The organism is Clostridiales bacterium (assembly GCA_017961515.1).
Taxonomy (GTDB): Bacteria; Bacillota; Clostridia; order Acetivibrionales; family RGIG10202; genus RGIG10202.
Genome location: JAGCXC010000013.1, coordinates 53,848 through 75,293, shown reverse-complemented (window position 1 = coordinate 75,293; position 21,446 = coordinate 53,848). Strand labels below are relative to the sequence as shown.

General features: G+C 33.3%; 11 protein-coding genes. All 11 read right to left on the bottom strand.

Annotation, left to right across the window (positions count from 1 at the left end; translation table 11 throughout):
- Positions 1-23: 23 nt before the first annotated feature.
- Complete coding sequence (locus J6Y29_00715) at positions 24-7,484, bottom strand: hypothetical protein (protein MBP5426415.1); 7,461 nt, start codon at positions 7,482-7,484, stop codon at positions 24-26.
- A gap of 193 nt (positions 7,485-7,677) precedes the next feature.
- Positions 7,678-8,898, bottom strand: coding sequence for a hypothetical protein (locus tag J6Y29_00710; protein MBP5426414.1), 1,221 nt, complete (start codon positions 8,896-8,898; stop codon positions 7,678-7,680).
- A 74-nt stretch (positions 8,899-8,972) separates the two neighbouring features.
- A complete protein-coding gene (locus J6Y29_00705) occupies positions 8,973-10,244 on the bottom strand; it encodes a hypothetical protein (GenBank protein MBP5426413.1) in 1,272 nt (423 codons plus the stop codon).
- Positions 10,245-10,346: 102 nt separating this feature from the next.
- Positions 10,347-11,285: a hypothetical protein gene (locus J6Y29_00700; protein ID MBP5426412.1), complete on the bottom strand. Its 939-nt coding sequence runs from the start codon at positions 11,283-11,285 to the stop codon at positions 10,347-10,349.
- Position 11,286: 1 nt separating this feature from the next.
- Complete coding sequence (locus J6Y29_00695) at positions 11,287-11,799, bottom strand: hypothetical protein (protein ID MBP5426411.1); 513 nt, start codon at positions 11,797-11,799, stop codon at positions 11,287-11,289.
- 20 nt (positions 11,800-11,819) lie between these two features.
- On the bottom strand, positions 11,820-12,506 hold the full coding sequence (locus J6Y29_00690) for a hypothetical protein (protein MBP5426410.1): 687 nt from the start codon (positions 12,504-12,506) through the stop codon (positions 11,820-11,822).
- An 83-nt stretch (positions 12,507-12,589) separates the two neighbouring features.
- Positions 12,590-14,098 carry a hypothetical protein gene (locus J6Y29_00685; protein ID MBP5426409.1) on the bottom strand — a complete coding sequence of 503 codons (1,509 nt, stop codon included), beginning with the start codon at positions 14,096-14,098 and terminating at the stop codon, positions 12,590-12,592.
- A 130-nt stretch (positions 14,099-14,228) separates the two neighbouring features.
- A complete protein-coding gene (locus J6Y29_00680) occupies positions 14,229-16,037 on the bottom strand; it encodes an ankyrin repeat domain-containing protein (protein ID MBP5426408.1) in 1,809 nt (602 codons plus the stop codon).
- Between the two features lie 138 nt (positions 16,038-16,175).
- Positions 16,176-18,371 carry an ankyrin repeat domain-containing protein gene (locus J6Y29_00675; protein ID MBP5426407.1) on the bottom strand — a complete coding sequence of 732 codons (2,196 nt, stop codon included), beginning with the start codon at positions 18,369-18,371 and terminating at the stop codon, positions 16,176-16,178.
- An 875-nt stretch (positions 18,372-19,246) separates the two neighbouring features.
- Positions 19,247-20,308 (bottom strand): undecaprenyldiphospho-muramoylpentapeptide beta-N-acetylglucosaminyltransferase, encoded by a 1,062-nt coding sequence (gene murG, locus J6Y29_00670; protein ID MBP5426406.1) that lies wholly within the window; start codon positions 20,306-20,308, stop codon positions 19,247-19,249.
- Positions 20,309-20,324: 16 nt separating this feature from the next.
- Positions 20,325-21,431 carry a putative lipid II flippase FtsW gene (ftsW, locus tag J6Y29_00665; protein ID MBP5426405.1) on the bottom strand — a complete coding sequence of 369 codons (1,107 nt, stop codon included), beginning with the start codon at positions 21,429-21,431 and terminating at the stop codon, positions 20,325-20,327.
- Positions 21,432-21,446 lie beyond the last annotated feature (15 nt).

The following is a 21,446-nucleotide window of genomic DNA, read 5'->3' as shown; positions in this document are numbered from 1 at the left end:
CTCCTACTTCACTTAAGGATTCATTATTTCTTTATCTTGATTGGGAGTACTGCATCCTGTACATCAAGTTTTGTTTGTTTATTTCCTATTGTAATCTCTTTTACCTTGACTTTTGTGTACACTGTCATATTCTTCACTCTTTCAATAGCTTCTTCTTTTGTAACATTATCTGACGTCGAAACACTTAACAATAAATTTAACATGACATTTTTGTCTTTACTGTCACTAAACTTACTGAATCGTTTGCTATAGCCATCTAATGTTACTTTAATATTTCCATTCTTCATTTTATCTATAGTAATATCATTGCTCTCTTCACTCTTTTTACTATAATCGCCTTGCACACTATTCATATAATACCAATTGCCATATCCATCCCTAATGTTAGTTGGCAGATCTAAACATAATGTATCTTTTACTTTTCCGCCCTCATCCTTTGTCAATTTACCATCTATCTCTAGCACTGGATCTTTCATTGTAAACACGTCATCCTCTTCAAAACTTAACAATATCTTAACCGGCAATACCTCAAATAATCTTGTTTCTCCTACGCTCAGTTTTGTGTTATCTTTAGTAATCATTTCATGCACTAGTCTATTTGTTGTTGCATAACTATTCATAAGTTCCTGATATTCTTTTGTATCATATTTATTCCTGTATAAACTTAATATATAGTTACCATCGATTAAATGTACTTCCTTATCTAATGTTAATTTTGTTTCATCTGACAATACAACTGTATTGCCTATAATCCTATGTATATATTTACATAAATCATAACTCTTATTACGATTTGGCACATGTAAACATCCTATTACGTCTACATCACGATAAAGCTTCATCTTACTTCCATCACACAATAATACATCTCCATTCTCATAATTTATTAGCTGTACATTATCCATTATCGGCAAAATTGTGCCTTCTTGTTTGAGGATAATATTACCTTCTATATCTGCTTGTGCAGCAAGCGATATAACTCCACCATCAGCTAATATTGCTACATTGTTCGATATATCTAACTTTCTTACAACAATGCCCCTTTGTAACACTTTCTTATTTATAGGTTTTCCTGTTACTGTATCTATCTCATAAGTTATTTTATCTTGATTATCAACTAACACAGATTCTATCTTCACGTATTCTTTTGGATAGAACTGGCTCTTCTCTATTAATTGATACTCTCCATCCTCCAACCAATATACCTTTATGTCTATCTCTCCTACTGTATCATCACAAAGCCACATCTTAAATGGATATTTTTCTCCTTGTAGGTATATGTTCTTTGTATTTGCAAAACTTTCACCTTTTACAAATTTTAATTCTTCTGATCCAATCTTCATAGTTAAGTCTTTATTACTCTCTACCTTTAGCCAAATTGATCTGCTATTAGTTGGCACAATCTCTCCTATCCACTCCATTTTGCTCTTATCCACTCTACCGATTACCACATCTCCATACTTATTTCTTATTGGCGATAATGTAGTAATTCCTGTAGTTGGTGATACTCCATTTGCTTGCTTTATAAGTTTAGGAATATTATTCCCCACTTCATAATATCTAGACGTTAATCCTCTTCCCTCTGCACGAGTTACAAAATATCTCTCTTCTCCCATTATCATTTCATCATTATTATTCAATATATATGCTTGCACTTTATATGTAGTCGATGGTTTTAATTTGTTTAACACCAATCTATACTTCATTGACACTTCATCTCTTATTATTTCATCTAATGTACTACTACTTGTATCATATACTTTGCCATTACCTTCAACTATACTATATTTAAATCCTATTCTCTTTATATTTTTCTTTACATAGTTCTCTCTATATAGCTCTCTTAAATATCCTTCTGCCTTAACGCTATTAGATGTCTTATCTAAAACAGCATTGGTTGTTACACGAACTAAATTCGATACATCTTTAATTTCTTCCCATATAGTCTCCTTTGTATCTACCTTTTCAATCCTTGCTGACACTGTACAATTGTCTAGTATTTGTAGCTTGTAATTAAACTCGTCACTACCTCTGTTAACAAGTCTCTCTGGCTGATTATTTATTTTAACATACATATTAACTACATATGGTTGCTTTCTAAACAATACATTTATATATTCTCCTTCATTAATATTCTTAAGTACACTATTATCACACATTATATCAATTGCATCCAGTGATTCTTTCACTCCATCCATTAAATATGCTATATCATTATAATTACCTGCAACATCATACACTCTCGCATTTAAAACCCCATTCTTAGACCATGCAAAACAAACCGATCCCACATTCTGTCCAAATTTTTCAAACCGATATATTGTACCATCTTCTAATACAACTCTACTTAATCCTGATCCCATATCTTTTGCAGCAATCTTCATTTTAGCGTACCCATATCCTCCATCATCAACTCTTGATATGGTTGTCTCTGGTGGTATTGTATCTATTGTCCTATACATACTCTCTTGACCTTCGATCCTCTTAGATCCTTTTAATATGTCACCTGTTCCTATTTTCACTGTGCCTTTTGTTTTAACAATCACTGTCGCCACATCTGCTATATTCAAATTATCTTTACTTAAGCATCCCGATGTAACCGTTGCATCTTCTTTTGGCGCAAATATACCTCCACTACCTATTCCTGCACCAACTGCACCCTTTTTGCCAAATGCTACAACATGCTTTGGCACAACATTTAATGTACCATTGTTTATTGTTATGTAACCCACATCGTGTCCTTTTGCCCAATCTCCAGTTGTGTAAATTCCTCTTGTTCCTATTGCTGCTGCACTAACTGGTATTTCATCTACTCCTCCACCATATACTGTTAGTGGCTGTGATGAATCATTATTTATTGTTAGATTTGCACCTTTTGGCACCTCTATACCTGGATACGTTACATAATACCCATAATCTTTTGTTTTAGTCCCGCTAAATCCACCGTAAACCGATATGCCACCTCTACCTTCAATTGATATAGTTGCCTCTACTCCCTTAGCAACACTTATACCTGCACATCCATTCTTTGTTGACCCTATAATTATATCACTACTATTTTTAAATGTAAGCTTGCAGTCTCTAGTAATTCTATATCCATTACACGATGATTGAATGATCTCAGTATCTTTATCTATCTCTATGTAATTTCTTTCTACTACTACTTCTTGTCCTTTTATGTTAACTCCTTCTACTGTTGCAGCACCTCCAGATCCAATGCCAGCACCTTGTGCTCTCTTACATTCTCCTCCTACCGCAACTAAATTTCCTGCACAATCACATATGTTTCCTTTTACCTTTCCAGCTGTAGCCATACCCATTACAGAATAAGCTCCACCACCTCCAATACCAGCACCTGTACCACATGCAGTTCCATTAGCAACTTCAATTATTCCTCCATACGCAAGTACATTACCCGACACTATCTTAACGCTACCACAATCTTGTGCTTTTGCATCATCACTTACTGTGGCACATCCATATCCACCGATACCTGCTGCACTTCCTCCTACAATTACATTATCCTCCACAACATTTCTTCCATATCCAAATACATAAAGCTTAGCATCACTCACACTTTGAATCTCAAGTTTTGCCCTCTCTGGCACCATGATACCAGGATAACTAATATCTCCTCTAAATCCTCCATATATTGCTACATTACCTCTACCTTCTTGTACCAATCGAACCTCTACACCTTCTTTTATTGATATACCCGCCATACCTATTTTATTTGTTTTGTATCCTTTATTTATTATGATATCCTCATCATTTTCAAAAATTATTGTACAATCACGATTTATTTTTATTCCATCATCTTGCGATTTTGACACCCTAATTATTGGGGCATTCTCAATCTCTGGCTCATCTACTATATTAATAATATTATCTATTCTATGTGTTACTTGATTAAATAATCCATCTCTATCTGTTACTACTATATTATAGTCCCTATTTTCTCTTACAATAAACTCGGCTACCATCTCACTTGTTGGGTAGTACTCGAAAAATCTTTCTTCTCCATCTAACGAAATCTTTTTAAGTCCTGAATTTGTCCTTGCCCTTACTATAATTTTTACTTCTGTTGATAATTCTTCTGGTGTATGTGTTACCGATACCCAAGGTATCTCTCTATTAGATACAACAGAATATCCACCTGATCCACCACGTCGATTGTCCTTATCATACTTACCTCCATCTCCAATTTTTGCACCAACACCCTTTGATCCATATGTGTTAGTTACAACTGTCGCCCCTTCATGTATAATTATGTTGTTTTTGCTACCAGATCCTGCAACTGCAGTGCCATTCCATGCACAAGCTCCTCCACCTCCTATTGCTGCTCCTGTACCATATCCTTCATTGTTATGTCCCGCTGTTGCAACAACCTTACCACTTATAATCTCTATTTGACCTGAATCCTCACCACATGCTCTCTTGTTTTGACCTGCCTCTACAACTCCACATCCTCCTATTGCTGCCGCACTACCATCTCCATTGCCATATGTTGTATAGTCATTACCATATACATATAGTGTTCCTGTACTCTCTTCATCTAGTTTTTCTATTATTAACTTTGCATCCTTTGCTACACGTATTCCTGGATAATGTATATAGCTTGCATCTGTTGTCCTACTTCCACTACCAGTATATCCTCCATATATATAAACATCTTCATTCCCTATAATTAATCTTGCTGTAGTCCTTCCTGCTATATATATACCCTCTTTACCTCCTATTGCTCCTGTATGTATGTCCTTATTTATGTAGATATCTTCTCCATTATTATTATATAATTTTACATCTATTATATTGTTATCATCGACTCCATCATCTACTACAACAAAACCTTCGCTGACACTCTTTCCAATCTTTGCGTCAACTACTATCTCAATTCCTTCTGTCCTATCCAATTTACATGGAGGACTAACTGTTCCTCCCTGGTCTACTATGTAAATTTGTGTAACCGTATTTGGTAGCACCACATCTATTGTTTCTTTACCTCTTGTATCTCCTTTAAAGAATGCTATATCTTCACCATCTGGTGCTATTCTAATACTTTTTAGTCCAAGTCCTGTATCTTTTGCTCTTACTCTCCATCTATTTGTATTATACTTTGGTGCATAAGAGAAAATTTCAAACTCTCTTTCCTGATCTGACACATCAATTGCAGGAGATATATCCAATACCTCTGGCTCACTTTGGTCTAGATCTATTCTTGAAAAATTGCCATCTTGGTCATGTATCAAAATATATCTTGTTCCTTTTACAATACTAAATTCCACTCTCTCCTCAGTCGTACTATTAGGCAACTCACATAATAAGTCTCCATTTTCATATGTTATTTTGCTAAGACCTGAATCCTTATCAATTAATACAATAACCCAATCTTCTGGATTATCTCCAAGTGGTTTGCACGATAATACACGTGGTCCTCTTGCATCCACCTTCGCATATGTTACATTGCCCAATCTATCATATATTTTTATCTCCTCACCATCAGTTGATAGTTTGCCTTTATAAGTACCTACCTCTGGATAACCATCGTTTTTGAAGTCATAAATTAGTATATCTTCTTCAGTTTTCTTTATGCTACTAAGTCCTGAACCCACATCACGCAATGTTACTGTATAACTGTCACCATCCCCACTAAAGGCTATTCGATCAACCAATTCAGGACCATCTTCATCTATATTTTCCCCAACATTGGCTTGCACTACATTTCCTACTCTATCCCAAATCAATATACTATCTGTGTTCTCTCGTACTTTGTACACTTCATCAATCATCTTTGTATATTTATCAAACTTAGCTATTAATGTATTGTCCAAGTATGTCACTTTATGTATACCACTCTCATCATCTTCCGCTTTAATCAAAATATTTTGATTAACATCACTCATAATAATTTTATTTATTTTAGGCACATCTTCTTCCTCATAATCCAACACAATAACTATATGATCACCCTTGGCATCATACAGTTTTACCTTAACTGTTCCATCATGAACAAGTTCATATGCCTTATCTAAATTTACATCATTTATTGTATCTATTACTGTATCATCCATGTATGTAAGCTTAGTTAATTGATTATCAGTATCATCAATTCCTGCGACAATAGATATCTTATCTCCATTAATATTCTTGTATGCATTTTCCACATCAAACTTTATACTATTGAAATTTAGTACAACCTCGTTGTCTTCATAATCAAAAATTTTTAACTTGTCCACTTGGTCCTCTATATAATACTCAAATGTTGCTGTATTCTCTTTATTGTCAAATGCAAATTTTTCATTACCAGATATGTCTTTGACACACTTAAGTCCACTATCGTTATCTTGTATGCACGCAACTATAGTATTCTGTCTTCTATTCCTATACGCCCATAAAATCTCTGGCGGCTCTTTATCAAATATAAAATCTTTATAATTACCTGCCATATTATATACACGAACTCCTGTTACCCCAAGCTCGCGCTTTACTGCAAAATCGCACGTCAACGGCTCACTCTCATACTTATACAAAAGCTCTTCTGTTGTTATATCAACTATTTTCCATAACCCAACTAAATCATCTGTAGCACTAACTACAATTTCATCTGGTTCATATGATATATCAAGATTCATTGTATTACTACTTACTGTACTTGTTGGAACCATAATCTCAGTTGTAACACCAACTCCATTTTTTACAAGGAAACTACTTTGTAATGATTGGACAATATATGTACCGTATCTTTCAAACTTAGTTGGTTTACATAAAGAATTACCACTTTTATCTGTTATATCCCATATTCCGCTTAATGATTGCACTGTTACTGCAACTTCTCCTCTGTTATTTTTGTAAACATATACCTGTTGAGGAGGTGTTGTGTCCTTCTCTAACTCTATAATAATATCATTTTTGCTATTACTTGTAGTTACTTTTACGCTAGTAGAGCCAGTTTTAGTTAATTTTATTGACTCAAATATCTCACTTGTGTCTTGGTAGGCCTTTATAAGAGTACCATCGGTGTATTCAATTGTATTTATTATACCGTCCTCATTATTCATAGCTAACGACATAATACTTCCATTATTGTTAATGGTCGCATTTGACACATCAAGGCTTATATCACTCATTCGCACTACCTTATACTTCTCATGTGTGTTCCATACCTTAAATGCAGTTTCTCCGTTCGTTAACTGATACCGTATTGTAAGGGGCGTCATTTGACCTTGTGTCTGAGAATCTATATTTAAATCTATATTAAGTTCTTTGTCCTGATCCATATTGGTAACCTTAAGTATGCCATATTCCGTATCCTCAACCTGACACACGATATAGTTTTCATCTATATTTTTGTAGCTATATATTATATTTATACTGGATGTTGCCAAAACTCTCAGGGTCACAATTATACCTATGGCTACAAATAACATTCCTAAAAATACTAACCTGGCTTTCTTGGATATCCTTGCACCAATGACACCAGCCATTTTGTAGGCCCCCCCCTTCCTTGGTACTCCTATCTCTATATATTAATCTCTTATGATTGTCTTATATTAATGTAATAGATGTGATTAGTATAGTCCATTCGCATATTCTGTACTATCGTCAATTTCAAAAAAAGCTTTAGTAAAATCTACTATTTTACCAAAGCTTTTTTATTATTTTTTTATTAGAAATTTTTTATTCTCCCATATCTCTTCCTGATCCACCTCTTTTTGTTGTCCTATCTGCTTTTATGTCTATTCTTGGAGGCTCTACTTCTGCTACCCCTCTTTGCTCTTTGTCTATAGAAATATCCATCTCATCCTCTTGTATACTTTCTCTTTCTCTTACATCTCTTGTTGATAAATCTTCTTGACCTAAAGATTCTTCTCTTCTTTCTGGTCCCTCTTCCTCGTTTTTCTTCCAAATGCTACCTAATTTATGTGCTATATTTTTCAAACCTTGAAAAATACTTTTAACTACATTGGCAAAAAACTTACCCATCAAAGCTATTACAGATAATTTCTTTTTTTCTTCTCTATCCCTTGCATCAAAAAATTCTTCTTCTCTTTCTTCCTCTACTGCATCGAAGAACTCTTCTTCTTTCTTTTCTTCCTCTAGCGCATCAAAGAATTCTTCTTCTTTCTTTTCTTCCTCTACTGCATCGAAGAACTCTTCTTCTTTCTTTTCTTCCTCTACTGCATCAAAGAACTCTTCTTCTTTCTTTTCTTCCTCTACTGCATCGAAGAACTCTTCTTCTTTCTTTTTTTCCTCTACTGCATCGAAGAACTCTTCTTCTTTCTTTTCTTCCTCTACTGCATCAAAGAACTCTGCATCAGATATGCTAGCCGAACTTCCAATATCGATAATATTTTCTCTTTCCGGCATCTCTATGTTATTTGCTATATTTAATACTTTTTTTAATACTTCCTCATCTTCTACTACAGCCTCTTCAGATATAATAATCGCCAATTCGCGTTTCTCTTTTAAAAATAAATTATCCTTTTCAAATACTTTTTTAAAAACATTTGTATCTAGTTTTGCTCCATGTCTAAAAAAACTTCTTAGCATATTACCTATATCTTCTCTAGGTAACGCTTCTTCAAAACCAGGTGTTTTGTCAAGTTTTGGTCTTTGCATAAATTCACAACATGTTTTATAGAGCGAATTATTCAACCAATCTGGATATATTTCTCCTTTTTCCATCATTACATCAAAAATCTCTTTAGCCTCTCTGTTCCCAGGTCCTGGGCTAAGTGCCATAGCTACAACTTTATCCAAATGTGTAACCATTATGCTTGTCCCATTTAAATCTAAAGCAAGCTCTTCTGTAAACTCCATCGGGCTAGCCCCTCCATCTATCAATTCTCTTACCAGCTCTACATTTCTATCATTGATTGCATCTGTTAACTTACTCATTGTTTTTCCCTCCTTCTTTACAAATCCTACTTCTTAACATAAGTCAATCTTTTTTATCTATATCTTCACTAAAATTAAATATCTCTTCCCTCATCTTTGTTTAAACTTTCTCTAGATCCTAGTGTCCTTGAACTTTCTCTAGATAAGCTTTTCCCTTTATGTTTATCTACTACAAGAGTAATATCCGAATCTATTGAATCCACAGATTTTCTGTTTTTATTTATTACTTTTTCTGAGGTTTCTAGATTTTTGTTTGCATTTTTACGACTAAACAATTTGAAGAATCCTTTTTTCTTTTTTTGAGCTCTTGCATCAAGTTTTTTTATAAATTGCTGATCCTTTAACTCTTTTCTTTCATTTGAAAATTTTAGTGCTTGTGCTTCAATAGCTTTAGCTTTATCCACACGTGTATCTTTATTCCAATGACTTAAGTCTTGTAAATCACGTTTCTTTTGATTATATTTTTTTTCATATGCACTCTTTAATTCACTAAGTATAACTGGGTCTTGTGTGGCTCTAGAATATTGTTTATATACCTCTTCATCTTTTGCCATACTATTATATGTACTCTGTGCACGTTGCAACATAGAATACATATCCTCTTTCGAAACTTTTGATATTCCACCAGATAATAACTTCTCTGCCTTTTCTTGCACTAGCTCTTGTTTTTGTTTTAACTCATTTAATCTTTTAGTCAACTCCTTAGAATCTACTTTCAACTCAGAAGCCTTTTTAGCCAACTCATCTGGATTTTGCAATGCTTCCTCTGGATGCGCTATCATATCCTCTAGCATTGTTTTTAATGTAGCATTATTAATTAATGGTGCTACATTTTTTAATACCTTCCCTGGCGCTGGGAAAACATCTTCACCAAATAACTCTCCCGCTATTCTAGTCATCTCCACTTTATCTTCCTTTGAACCTACTCCATTTCTTATTTTTTCATTAAGTTCAACTAACTTTACTTGATTTTCCATCTGATTAACAAAATCCTTTGGCTCTCTTGCATCAAATTCCTCATCTATACTAAGTTTTTCAAATTCTGCTGTATTAACACGCTCTGGCTTCATAATTATTGACGTTTTTAACTCTAGGTCATTCAAAACTTCCACTAACGCATTTGCTCTATCAACTAATTTATCAGAAGCATCCTTTGAAACCATCTTTTTAAGCTTATTTATATTTTTTACTACAGTATCATAACTCTTCTTATTCTTTATTGCTTCTTCCAAATATTTACTAACCTCTTGTATATCTACCTCTTTTGCGCCCTCTTTTTTTAATTTTTCTAGACTTTCCTCAATTTTCTCAATTATATTTTTTGCAGGTTTCTTTATATCTGCCATAATCCCACTCCTCTCCGTATTTTCATTTATATCTTCAAGATAATTTTTTTAAAATTATTGAACTTTGCGGACTATATTATTAATTTGAAAAACTTCTTTATACTACATAACCTTTTCTCTTCCACCTTTTCTTCTAATACTCCGTCTTTTTTCTATCACATCGTTACCTTGCTTTAACATTAATGCTTTTTCTTCTTTGGATAATTTAAGTCCAATTAAATCCTTCTGTAATTGGCTTCTCGTTTTTACTGCACTATTTCCCCGTTTTAACATAAGTGCCTCTTCTTCTTTTGATAACTTAAGTCCAATTATATCCTTTTGCAGTTTGTCTTTAATTTTTACTGTACTCTTTTCTTGCTTTACTACCAGATCCTCTGTTTCTTTTGATAATATATTAGGAAGCTTTTCAACTTTGTATACCTTATTAGGCATAATTTTTACACGTAATTTATTAATATACTTTTTCAAAAAGTCTACCAACTTCTTACTTAAAATCATTCCTTTTTTACCGATTTCTCTAATCCATTCTTTTATTTTTTTGGGATTTCTTTTTTCAGTAGGCGTTTCTTTTAATCCGGTTTTCTTTTTCATTCCTATACTATAGTTAATTTTATGTAATGATATTTCTTCTAAACTGTGTTTTTTTATGTTAAATTTATTAATTTTCTCAACTTTTCTATTATATTCGTCCTCATCCAATGCCACTATTCTATTACTAGCTACAGAATAATACATATCTTCCGATTCGCCTTTTCCTTTAATGGGATTGTTATTTTTCAATTCTATCAAGCATCTATTTTTTCTTTTATCGTGCACCGCTCTAATCCGCAAAAAATTAGGAATCCCTGGTACATTCTTTAAAAAAAATTTATCCATAGATTCAATTGAGTGAGTATTCTGGTTTTCAGGCAAGACTTTTTCTTTTAGTAATTTATTTACTAAATTCATAACACGTTGATTCTTACCACGCTCTGCAGTCACTTCTACTTCAATATGGACTGGAATATTTGATATTGGCATACCTTTTTTCGTCTTGTCCACCCTACATCACCCTTTCTCCTGACTTGTCTACCTTTTTGCTATCCTTTTTCCCAAAAAGTTTGAATTTATCTACTTCCATTAACTTACTCTCTTTAACATTAATTGACTCTTTGTTTAATTTTGTTATACTTTTTGTCTTTTCCATGCTCCTCTTAATTCCACTTAACATCTTCTTTAAAGAGTTTTTCTTTTGCCCTTTATTTTCTTCGTTTACTAACGTTTTGTCTGATTCATTAGACAAGACCGAACTCATAGAATTTGTTCTACTAAGTTCTTGCCCCATAGACATCAAATCATCTATATCAATAGCTTTTTCTTCTCCAAAAACTTCCTCATACGTTTCCATTCTTTTGGCTAGTTTTTTTATATCCTTTTGGTCCTTTGCCATCATTATATCTTGCTTTAACTCATCCAATGTTAGCCCCCATGCTCTATATTCATCTGGCTTCATGTTGTCTTGCAAATTTTTAACCCTATTCATCAACATGTTTTTTTCATTATTTATATCAGCCATAGATATCAACCTCCTAGTTTTTATAGTGAAATCCCCTTCCCCTTTTTTTTGTCTTTATTCATATGCCAATCTTTTAAGGGCTCTATTTTTTTAGTAAATTCCTTATACGTAAACTCTTTTTGAAAACTCTTTACAAACTGATACACTTTATTTGTTAACTTCTTTACTTCTAACTTATCAATAATTTCCCTAAACTTTGCAAATATCTTACTTAAATAAGTTTTACGATTTTCTAGTTTCTTTGCAAGATTTTCTTTTGCATGTGTCATATCTGCATGAATATCTTCATATAACTCTCTATCCCCGATAGAATAACCTATATCCTTTATTTCAGTTTTTTTAAACCTATTCTTCATTATTTTATTATATTGTTCTCTTGATATTTCCTCATTTCTCCCGTTTTTATCAATACAAAAATATTTCTTGCTTATATTTGTAGTTTCATCGCTATCTTTAATTCTTAATTTTACAAAATATAAATTTTCTTTCTCTACTACTGTTACTTTTCCTATTTGAACTGGTACTCTAGTTAAAACTAAATCTTTTTGCACCAATTGAGTCTTAAAAATATTATCTAACTTATTCAAAATATCTAACTTACTTTCATCTTTTGCATACATTTTTATATCAAAAAGCACCTCTCCATTATTCCCTTTTTCTCTTCCTCTTTCTATATTGGCCTTTAAATCATCCAAATTTAAACTCATACCTCACCACTCCTTTTCTATTTTTCCCCATACCTTCCTTTATTGAATATACAACATACACCCTCAAAAATCCTTTATTCTCTTTACCTCACAATCTCCTTTGACTTATCTTGTTCTATGGCTTTATCCTTTTTTACATTTTTATTTTCCCAAATTTTCATCTTATCTAATATGTCTTTTTTACTTTTTTGGATATTATTTATTAACTCTTTCGACCTTAACAAATCTTTTTTTATTTTATTTTTATCCAAATATAAAATTTTCTTTTTTTGCTTCCACACCCCTTGAAACCCCTTTGACAAATTTGTTACCTCCGTCAAAATATTTTTCAATATTTCTTTCATTCTATTTAATTTCTTATTCTCTGTCTCATTAGCTAAAGTCTTAGTATCTTCTGTCTTTTCCTCTTTTGAATTTTCAGCCTTCTTTATGTTTTCATTCTCACTTCCATCCAACGCATCAAAAAATACTTCTTCTTCCTCTCCATCTAATGCATCAAAATAAATCTCTTCTTCATTATCCACAGATAATTCATCATTAGAACTAAGTGTCTTAGAGCTAGATAACGACCAACTGCTCTGGCTTAATTCATCTACTGCAATAGTACTCTCCGACCCAATTGACTTTATTGATCCATCTCTTTTTATCAACTTCTTTTCCATATCCTGCAATACACCAGACCATTCTTTTTCATATTTAGCTCTTCTTGTTGTTTTATCTTCCCAACGACTTAATTCCTGTATATCTTGTTTCTTCTCAAATATCTTTCTATCATAATCAACATCTTTATTTTCTCCTCCCAGCATCTCCCATGCCCGTAAACTTTCTAGGCCTAATATATCATCCTTCAACTTTTCAGCATTATCTAATATTTCTTGCATATTTTTTTCTGATATAGTAACAGGAATCTCGTAATCTTTTGGCATTTCATAATCTGGTGTTGTTAAACGCTCTAATAAAACCTCTACATTCTTTTTATCTTTCTCTGATATAGTAAGTTTTTCTAATCTTAAACTCATATACCTAGATGTTTTTTCCCATGTATCATCATCTTCAATCGCTATATTTTCTGCAATATCAGTAATTTCATCTCTACATTGTTCTAGCTTATTTTCAAGCTCTGAATATTTTTTATAACCATCTTCCACATTAGGTAAATTGTCTAATTCACTAAATATACCAGAAAGCTTATTTACAAATTTTACAAGTTTAAAATCTATGTTCATCTGTTTAATAAATTGTTCTGGTGTCTTTTTATTTAATTCATCCTTATTCATAGCATAATATTGTTGATCTTCCACAAAAGATCTTCCCAAACGATATATCTTATCTATATTTTCTTTTAGTGTATTTATTCTCTCTTTATTTTCTTCTAAAAAAAGCTCTTTATCGGATGCTACTGCAATCTTACTTGCACGTTTATTTATATCGTTTAATTCTTCTTCCCACATTTTTGCACTCTCTATCAATCTATCTGCTTCTTTCATATTAAAAGCTTCTACCTCCCAAGGCTTTAATTCATCCTTAATTCCTTTTATCACTTGCATTTGCCATTCCCAGCCTTTGAGATTGTCATTACTCTTAGCGCCCATATAGCATCGCTCCTTTTTTACATATTTCTACACACTCCTCGCTTTCTTATACGACGGCAGCAAAAAAAAATCCTTCTTGATTTGAAGGATTTTTTTGATACAAATAATGTATTCCTAAAACTTACATACTTTATGTACTACTTCTAATCTCGCCAATATTCTGAATTATAGATTTTTCAAATTCTTCTTTTACTACCTTTGTAAATCCAAAAATCTCTTTTCTTACAATGTCGATTTTCTCAACTTCCTTTTTTGTCCTATTGTCCTTTTTCATCTCATCTAACCTTGGAACTAATGTTTTTAATGAATTCGCAAAATTATTAGTCCAATCTGCCTTCATTGTACGTTCTATCATCCTACCTGACTTCCCTCTCGCTTTTACTTTATTATAATTTCTCCAATAACTCTCAAAAAATTTATTTAAAGACACCAATCCATTTATATTTTTATCCTTGATAGCCAAAGCACATTCTAACGGTGGATACTTCCCTGCTACCCTTTCGGGTAAATCTATGTATATCTCCCTCTTTAACATATCTTCTAGATTTGCTCCTTTACTAATTAAATATATCATTATTCCAATATTGCCACCCTTATATGCGTATACTAATGGAGTTTCACCATAATTATCCCTCGCATTAACATCCACTCTTTGCTCTTCTACTAAATATTGCACCACTTCTTTTTTACCATTCAAACACACTTGCATCAACAAAGTACCACCCCAATTATACCTTGCATTAATATCCGCTCCTTGCACTTCTACTAAATACTTCACTAATCCTTTATTTCCACTTTCACACGCATACATCAATGGAGTTTTGCCATTATTAGCTCTTGTATTAATATCCTCTCCGTTTTTTAACAAATACTTCACTAATTCCTCACTCCCGCTCCAACAGGCATGCATAAATAAATTCGCTCCAGCATAATCTCGTGCATCAACATCTACTCCATGTTCTAATAAATACTCCACTAATTCTTTATTCCCACTCTTACATGCACACATCCAAGACGTTGTGTCATACCAATCTTTTGTATTAACATTAGCACCTTGTTCCTCTATTAAATACTTTACTATTTCTTTACTTCCTCCCTCACATGCATGCATAATTAGAGTTTTGCCATATCCGTCCTCTACATTAATGTCTGCCCCGTGCTCCACTAGATATTTTACTAATTCCTCATTTTTACTCCAACAAGCATACATAAGTGCAGTACTTTGGTTCGTACTCTTTGCATTGACATCCGCCTTATATTCTTCTACTAAGTACTTTACTATTTCTTTATTCCCGCTCTCGCATGCATACATTAATGAAGTTTTGTTTCCATAATTTTTTTCACTGACATCCACCCCTTGCTCTTCTACTAGATATTTCACTAATTCCTCGCTCCCACTCTTACATGCATACATGAATAGGTTGGCACCATAATAATTTCGCCGTTCATTGATACTAGCTCCTTGCTCTATTAAATACTTTACCATTTCTTTATTACCCTTCTTACACGCATACATTAGCGAAGTTGTGTCATACCAATCTTTTGCATTAACATTAGCTCCATGATTCTCTACTAAATACTTTACTAATTCCTCGCTCCCGCTCTCACATGCACATACAATAAGAGTTCTTTCTCTTTTATCCTTTATTTTTACATTCGCTCCTTTATCTACTAGAAACTTTACTATTTCCTTACTTCCACTTTCACATGCGTAAATAAGTGGAGTTTTATCTTCATAATCCCTTGTATTAACATCCATTCCTTTATTCTCTACTAGAAACTTTACTACTTCCTTTTTACCCAGCTCACAAGCTAACATAAGTGAAGTCTCTCCATTTAAATATTTCTCATTTAAATCTATTTTCCATTCCTCAACTAACCGCACTACTTCATCTATATTTTCATTTTTAAATAGTTGTGACAATTTTTCTTTTTTCATATTTGATACAATCCTTTCTACTACTTTTTAAACACTTTATTGCAAGAAAATTATCCCAATATTGTTATTTGAAATTGTACACTAAGATTGTTATGTTGTCAACATTAGGAGTCTTTTTGCTAAAAAATATCTACCCCTTCACTTTTTATTCCTAATCTCACCAATGTTTTGGATTATACCTTTTTCAAACTCTCCCCTTTCTGCCTTCACAAATCCAAAAATCTGTTTTCTTACATTGTCGATTTTCTCAACTTCCTCTTTTGTCCTATTGTCCTTTTTCATCTCATCTAACTTAGGAATTAATCTTTTTAATGAATTCGCAAAATTATTAGCCCAATCTGCTTTTATTGTCCTTTCTAGTATCCTACCCGCCTTCCCCTTCGCATTTACTTGGTTATAATTTCTCCAATAACTCTCAAAAAACTCATTTAAAGCCAGTAACCCATTCACATTTTTATCCTTGATAGCTAGCGCACATTTCATGGGTGGATATTTCCCTGCTACCTTTATTGCTGCATTTATATCTTCCTCTATTATATCCTCCATATTTGCTCCCCTATCAATTAAATATATCATTATCTCATCACTACCACCCTTATACGCATATACAAGTGGCGTTTTCCCTTCACTATCCTTTGTGTTTATATCAACTCCACAATCTAATAAATACCTAACTATTCCCTCACTTTTGCTCTCACATGCATACATAATAAGGTCTCTTTTTCTATTATCTTTTACATGTACATTCGCTCCATGCCCCACTAGATACTTTACTATTTTCTCGTCCCTGCTCCAACAAGCATACATTAATGGAGTCCCTCCATTTTTATCATTCGCATTAACATCCACCCTATGCTCTTCCACTAGATACCTAACTACCTCCTTTTTCCCTCCTTTACATGCATACATAATAAGGGTTCTATCTTTATTATCCTTCGCATTAACATCTGCTCCATACTCTACTAAATACTTTACTAATTCTCTATTCCCAAGAAAGCATGCATACATAAGTGGGGTTTCTCCACTTTTATTTTTCGCGTTAAGATTAACTTTATTTTCTTCCACTAAGTATTTGACTACTTCCCTCTTTCCTCCTCCACACGCATACATTAGTGGCGTTTTATCTTCATAACCCTCTGCAGTAACGTCTGCTCCATTCTCTACTAAATATTTTACTAATTCCCTATTCCCACCCTTACATGCATTTATTAATGGAGTCTCTCCACAATTATCACTTGCATTAATATCCGCTCCATAATTCTCTACTAGAAACTTTACTATTCCCCCATCTTTGCTCCAACAGGCATACATTAGTGCAGTAGTGTCGTAATTACTCTTTGCATCAACTTCTGCTCCATGCTCTAGCAAATACTTCACTACTTCTTTTTTACCTCTCTCACATGCATTCATCAATGGAGTCTCACCACAATTATCAATTGCGTTAACATCTGCTCCATGATTCTCTACTAAATATTTCACTATTCTCTCGTTCCCGCTCCAACAAGCATGCATAATCAGAGTCCTTTCGCAATTATCCCTTGCATTTACATCTGCTCCATGATCCTCTACTAAATACCTTACTATATCCTCATTTCCGCCCTCGCATGCATGCATAATTAGAATTTTGCCATACCAATCCTCTACATTAACGTTCGCTCCTTTTTCTACTAGATACCTCACTAATTCCTCACTTCCGCTCCAACAAGCATACATAAGTGGAGTCTCATTACGTATACTACCCGCATTGACATCCGCCCCACGCTCTTCTACTAGGAACCTTACTATTTCATTTCTCCCCTTCAAGCAGGCATACATAAGCGCAGTCATGCCAGAATCATCCTTTACGTTAACATCCGCTCCTTTTTCTATTAGATATTTAACTACTTCTTCGTGACCCCTCTCACATGAGTACATTAATAAATTCTCACCATAATCGTCCTTTGCATTAACATCTTCTCCATGGTTTTCTACTAGGTACTTTACTATTTCTTTATTCCCGCCCTCGCATGCATGTATAATTAAAATTTTGCCATACCCATCTTTTACTTTAACATCTGCTCCATTCATAATTAAATATTTTACTATTTCCTCATTCCCGCTATTACATGCATACATAAGTGGCGTTTTTTCTCCATTTTTTTTTGCATTAACATCTGATCCATGCTCCACTAAAAACTTTACTATTTTCTCATCCCCATACTCACATGCTAGCATAAGTAGGGTTGTCCCATCTAAATCTTTCTCATTTAAATCTATCTTTCTTTCCTCAACTAACCTCATTATTTCTTCAATATCTCTATTTTTAAATAGTTTTGATTTTTTTTCTTCTTTCATGTTAATCAAATCCTTCCCATATTTGAAAAAATTTATAAACATAATTCTTCCTATGCTTGGTTAGTACTTTTATAATTTAAAATAGCTCTAGAATAATTATTTATACAACTTTACTATCTCTCTTCCATTACCAATATGAATTAATATATAATTTTTCAAGCTCAATTAAATCTTTACTTTTACGACATCCTATTTTACTTTATTAAATACTTTCATTAAATCACTTACAATGTTTTTTGCTAAATCTTTCTTTAAAACTTATTGATTTCTATCTCCATCTCTTTGTTTCTATCCCATCACTCCTCCATTTGTGAAACATTTACCTTATTTTTGTGCTATCATCTATACTATTTCAATACATCCCTTCTATGTTTTGTTTACATTAACATTGTAACATTGTTTTTATTATGTGTCATTTTTTTTACCATTTTGCATTAAAAAAATACTTCTTTCTATTCATCTTATTCCACTCTGTTTCAAGAACTTTATCCCTGTATTGTTATTTTTAATTATATGTTATGATTATTATTATGTTAACAATTAGACTCTTAAAATTTAAAAGTATCTGATTGAAATGTGATAATGTCCTAAAATAAATTATCCTTCCAGATGATACTAAAAATATCCTTTAAAACAAAGGAGGAAATAAAGAGCGAGCCACATGCATGCTCTTTCAAATGAAATAAAAGGTTGAAATATTATAATTACAATGTCAGAAAAGCTGCTTAAAAAACATTAGTATAAATACAAAAACATGTCCTTAAATTTAGGGCTTATGTTGATAAAATTTTAGGACATTTTCAAAAATCATTGGTACATTAAAAATCACTTCCGATCATACCAATCGAAAGCGTCTTTTTATTATTATCTCTATCCTATTTTATAAGCATTTTTACCTCATTAAATATCTTATCATTTGCATCTATTACACCCATACTTTTAGCTGCAGCAGCCATTTTTTCACGCTTATCATTGTCTCTTATAATCCGTACAATATTTTCGTACAACACATCTTCATTTAAATCCTTTTCCAAAAGCACCAAACTAGCACCCTTCTTTTCCAACGCACGCGCATTATATTCCTGATGATTCGCTGTAACATAAGGCGATGGAATTAACAAAGATGGCTTCCCCATTGCCGTTATCTCCGCTAATGTTATAGCCCCTGATCTTGTTACCATAAGTTTTGCTCTACCCATAACTTTTGGCATATCAAATATATATGGCACAATATTTATATTAACTTTCTTTAATCCCATCTTCGCTACAACCTCATCATATCGTGCTTCCCCCGTTGCAAATGTCAAATCAAAATCTATATCCTCGCCATACTTATTAATCATTTTAGTCACTATTGTATTTATAGTCTGGCTTCCTCTGCTCCCAGCAAATATTACAACTCCACCATCATCTACCTCTGTGTTACTTTCTATTCCTTGGCGCAATGGATTCCCTGTAATCACTACTTTTTTTGATTTAGTAAAATATTTCTTTGCTTCATCAAAACTAATACACACACAATCTACAAATCTGCCCAATATTTTATTTGTAACACCTGGTATTGCGTTGGATTCATGTATAAGTGTTGGTATTCCAAAAATCTTTGCTACCATAAGTACAGGCCCACACACATAACCACCTGTTCCAATTACCACATCTGGTTTTATTTTTTTTATAAGTTTTACAGCATCACATATCCCTAAAAAAGTATCTTTCACTGACTTAAGTGTATCCAACGAAATCTTTCTCTTAAATCCTCGCACTTTTATAAGTTCTAATCCAAATCCTTCCATTGGAACCAATCTTGTCTCAAGCCCTTGTTTTGTCCCTACAAAAATTATTTCGGGATTATCCATATTCTTCTCCAATGATTTTGCAATAGCAATACCTGGATTAATATGACCAGCTGTTCCTCCTCCTGCAATTAGTATCTTCACTTGACTTAAACTCACCTCAAATCCTTTCATAATCAGTATATCTTGATATATTCAGCAATATTCCTATACCACTTAGTAAAAATATCAAAGACGTTCCTCCATAGCTGAAAAACGGCAATGGCATTCCCGTTACTGGCATAGATGACGTCACAACAAGTATATTTATCACCATTTGCACCATTACCCAACATGTTATCCCTATCGCGACTAAACTACCAAACAAATCTCTCGCATGCGTAGCAACCTTTATACCCCTCCATAAAAATATAGTAAACAACAAAAGTACCGCCAAAACTCCAACAAACCCTAATTCCTCTGCATATACCGCAAATATAAAATCATTATATGGCTCAGGTATATACAAAAATTTCTGCAAGCTCTTGCCTAGTCCTCTACCAAACACTCCTCCTGATCCAATAGCATACAAAGACTGCACTATCTGCCATCCAGCACCTTGTATATCACTCCACGGGTCTAAGAAAGATATCAATCTTTTTAACCGATATTCGGACGTTAGTATCAACATTATTAATGCCGCAAACACTGGCACACCAAGCATCAAAAAATGCTTTATCCTTGCCCCTGCCGCAAAAAGTATTATAAACGCAACTGCACCTATTATTATAGTACCACTTAAGTGAGGTTCTGCCAATAAAAGTCCTGCTATAACCCCCACCAATAAAAGATATGGTAACAATCCCTCTTTAAAACTCGTCATCTTATTTTGTCTCTTTGAGATACTGTATGAAAAGAACAGAATAACTGCTACCTTAGCAAACTCGGATGGCTGAACCGTAAAGCCACCTATACCAATCCATCTTCTTGCTCCATTTAAGCTCTTACCTATCCCAGGCACACACACCAGCGCAAGCAATGCTACACTTGCAATAAACAATATAGGCGATATTTTACCTAACTTCCTATAATCTATGTTCATTGTGAAAAACATTCCTACAAGTCCGATTGCTGCGTATAACAATTGTTTCTTTAAAAAATAATACGTATCACCATTTAAATACGTATACGCATGCGGCGAACCTGCGCTAAAAACCATTATCGTTCCTAACCCTAATAAAGTCAACACCGTCAAAAAAATCAAAAAATCAAATGGCCTCTTCTTCACAATTTCTCCCCCAGT

Bases quoted from the DNA above. Each gene is read 5' to 3' on its own strand.
- J6Y29_00695 (MBP5426411.1), bottom strand. From the start codon at position 11,799: ATGGCTGATATAAATAATGAAAAAAACATGTTGATGAATAGGGTTAAA.
- J6Y29_00715 (MBP5426415.1), bottom strand. From the start codon at position 7,484: ATGGCTGGTGTCATTGGTGCAAGGATATCCAAGAAAGCCAGGTTAGTA.
- J6Y29_00705 (MBP5426413.1), bottom strand. From the start codon at position 10,244: ATGGCAGATATAAAGAAACCTGCAAAAAATATAATTGAGAAAATTGAG.
- J6Y29_00710 (MBP5426414.1), bottom strand. From the start codon at position 8,898: ATGAGTAAGTTAACAGATGCAATCAATGATAGAAATGTAGAGCTGGTA.
- J6Y29_00675 (MBP5426407.1), bottom strand. From the start codon at position 18,371: ATGAAAGAAGAAAAAAAATCAAAACTATTTAAAAATAGAGATATTGAA.
- J6Y29_00680 (MBP5426408.1), bottom strand. From the start codon at position 16,037: ATGAAAAAAGAAAAATTGTCACAACTATTTAAAAATGAAAATATAGAT.
- J6Y29_00685 (MBP5426409.1), bottom strand. From the start codon at position 14,098: ATGGGCGCTAAGAGTAATGACAATCTCAAAGGCTGGGAATGGCAAATG.
- J6Y29_00690 (MBP5426410.1), bottom strand. From the start codon at position 12,506: ATGAGTTTAAATTTGGATGATTTAAAGGCCAATATAGAAAGAGGAAGA.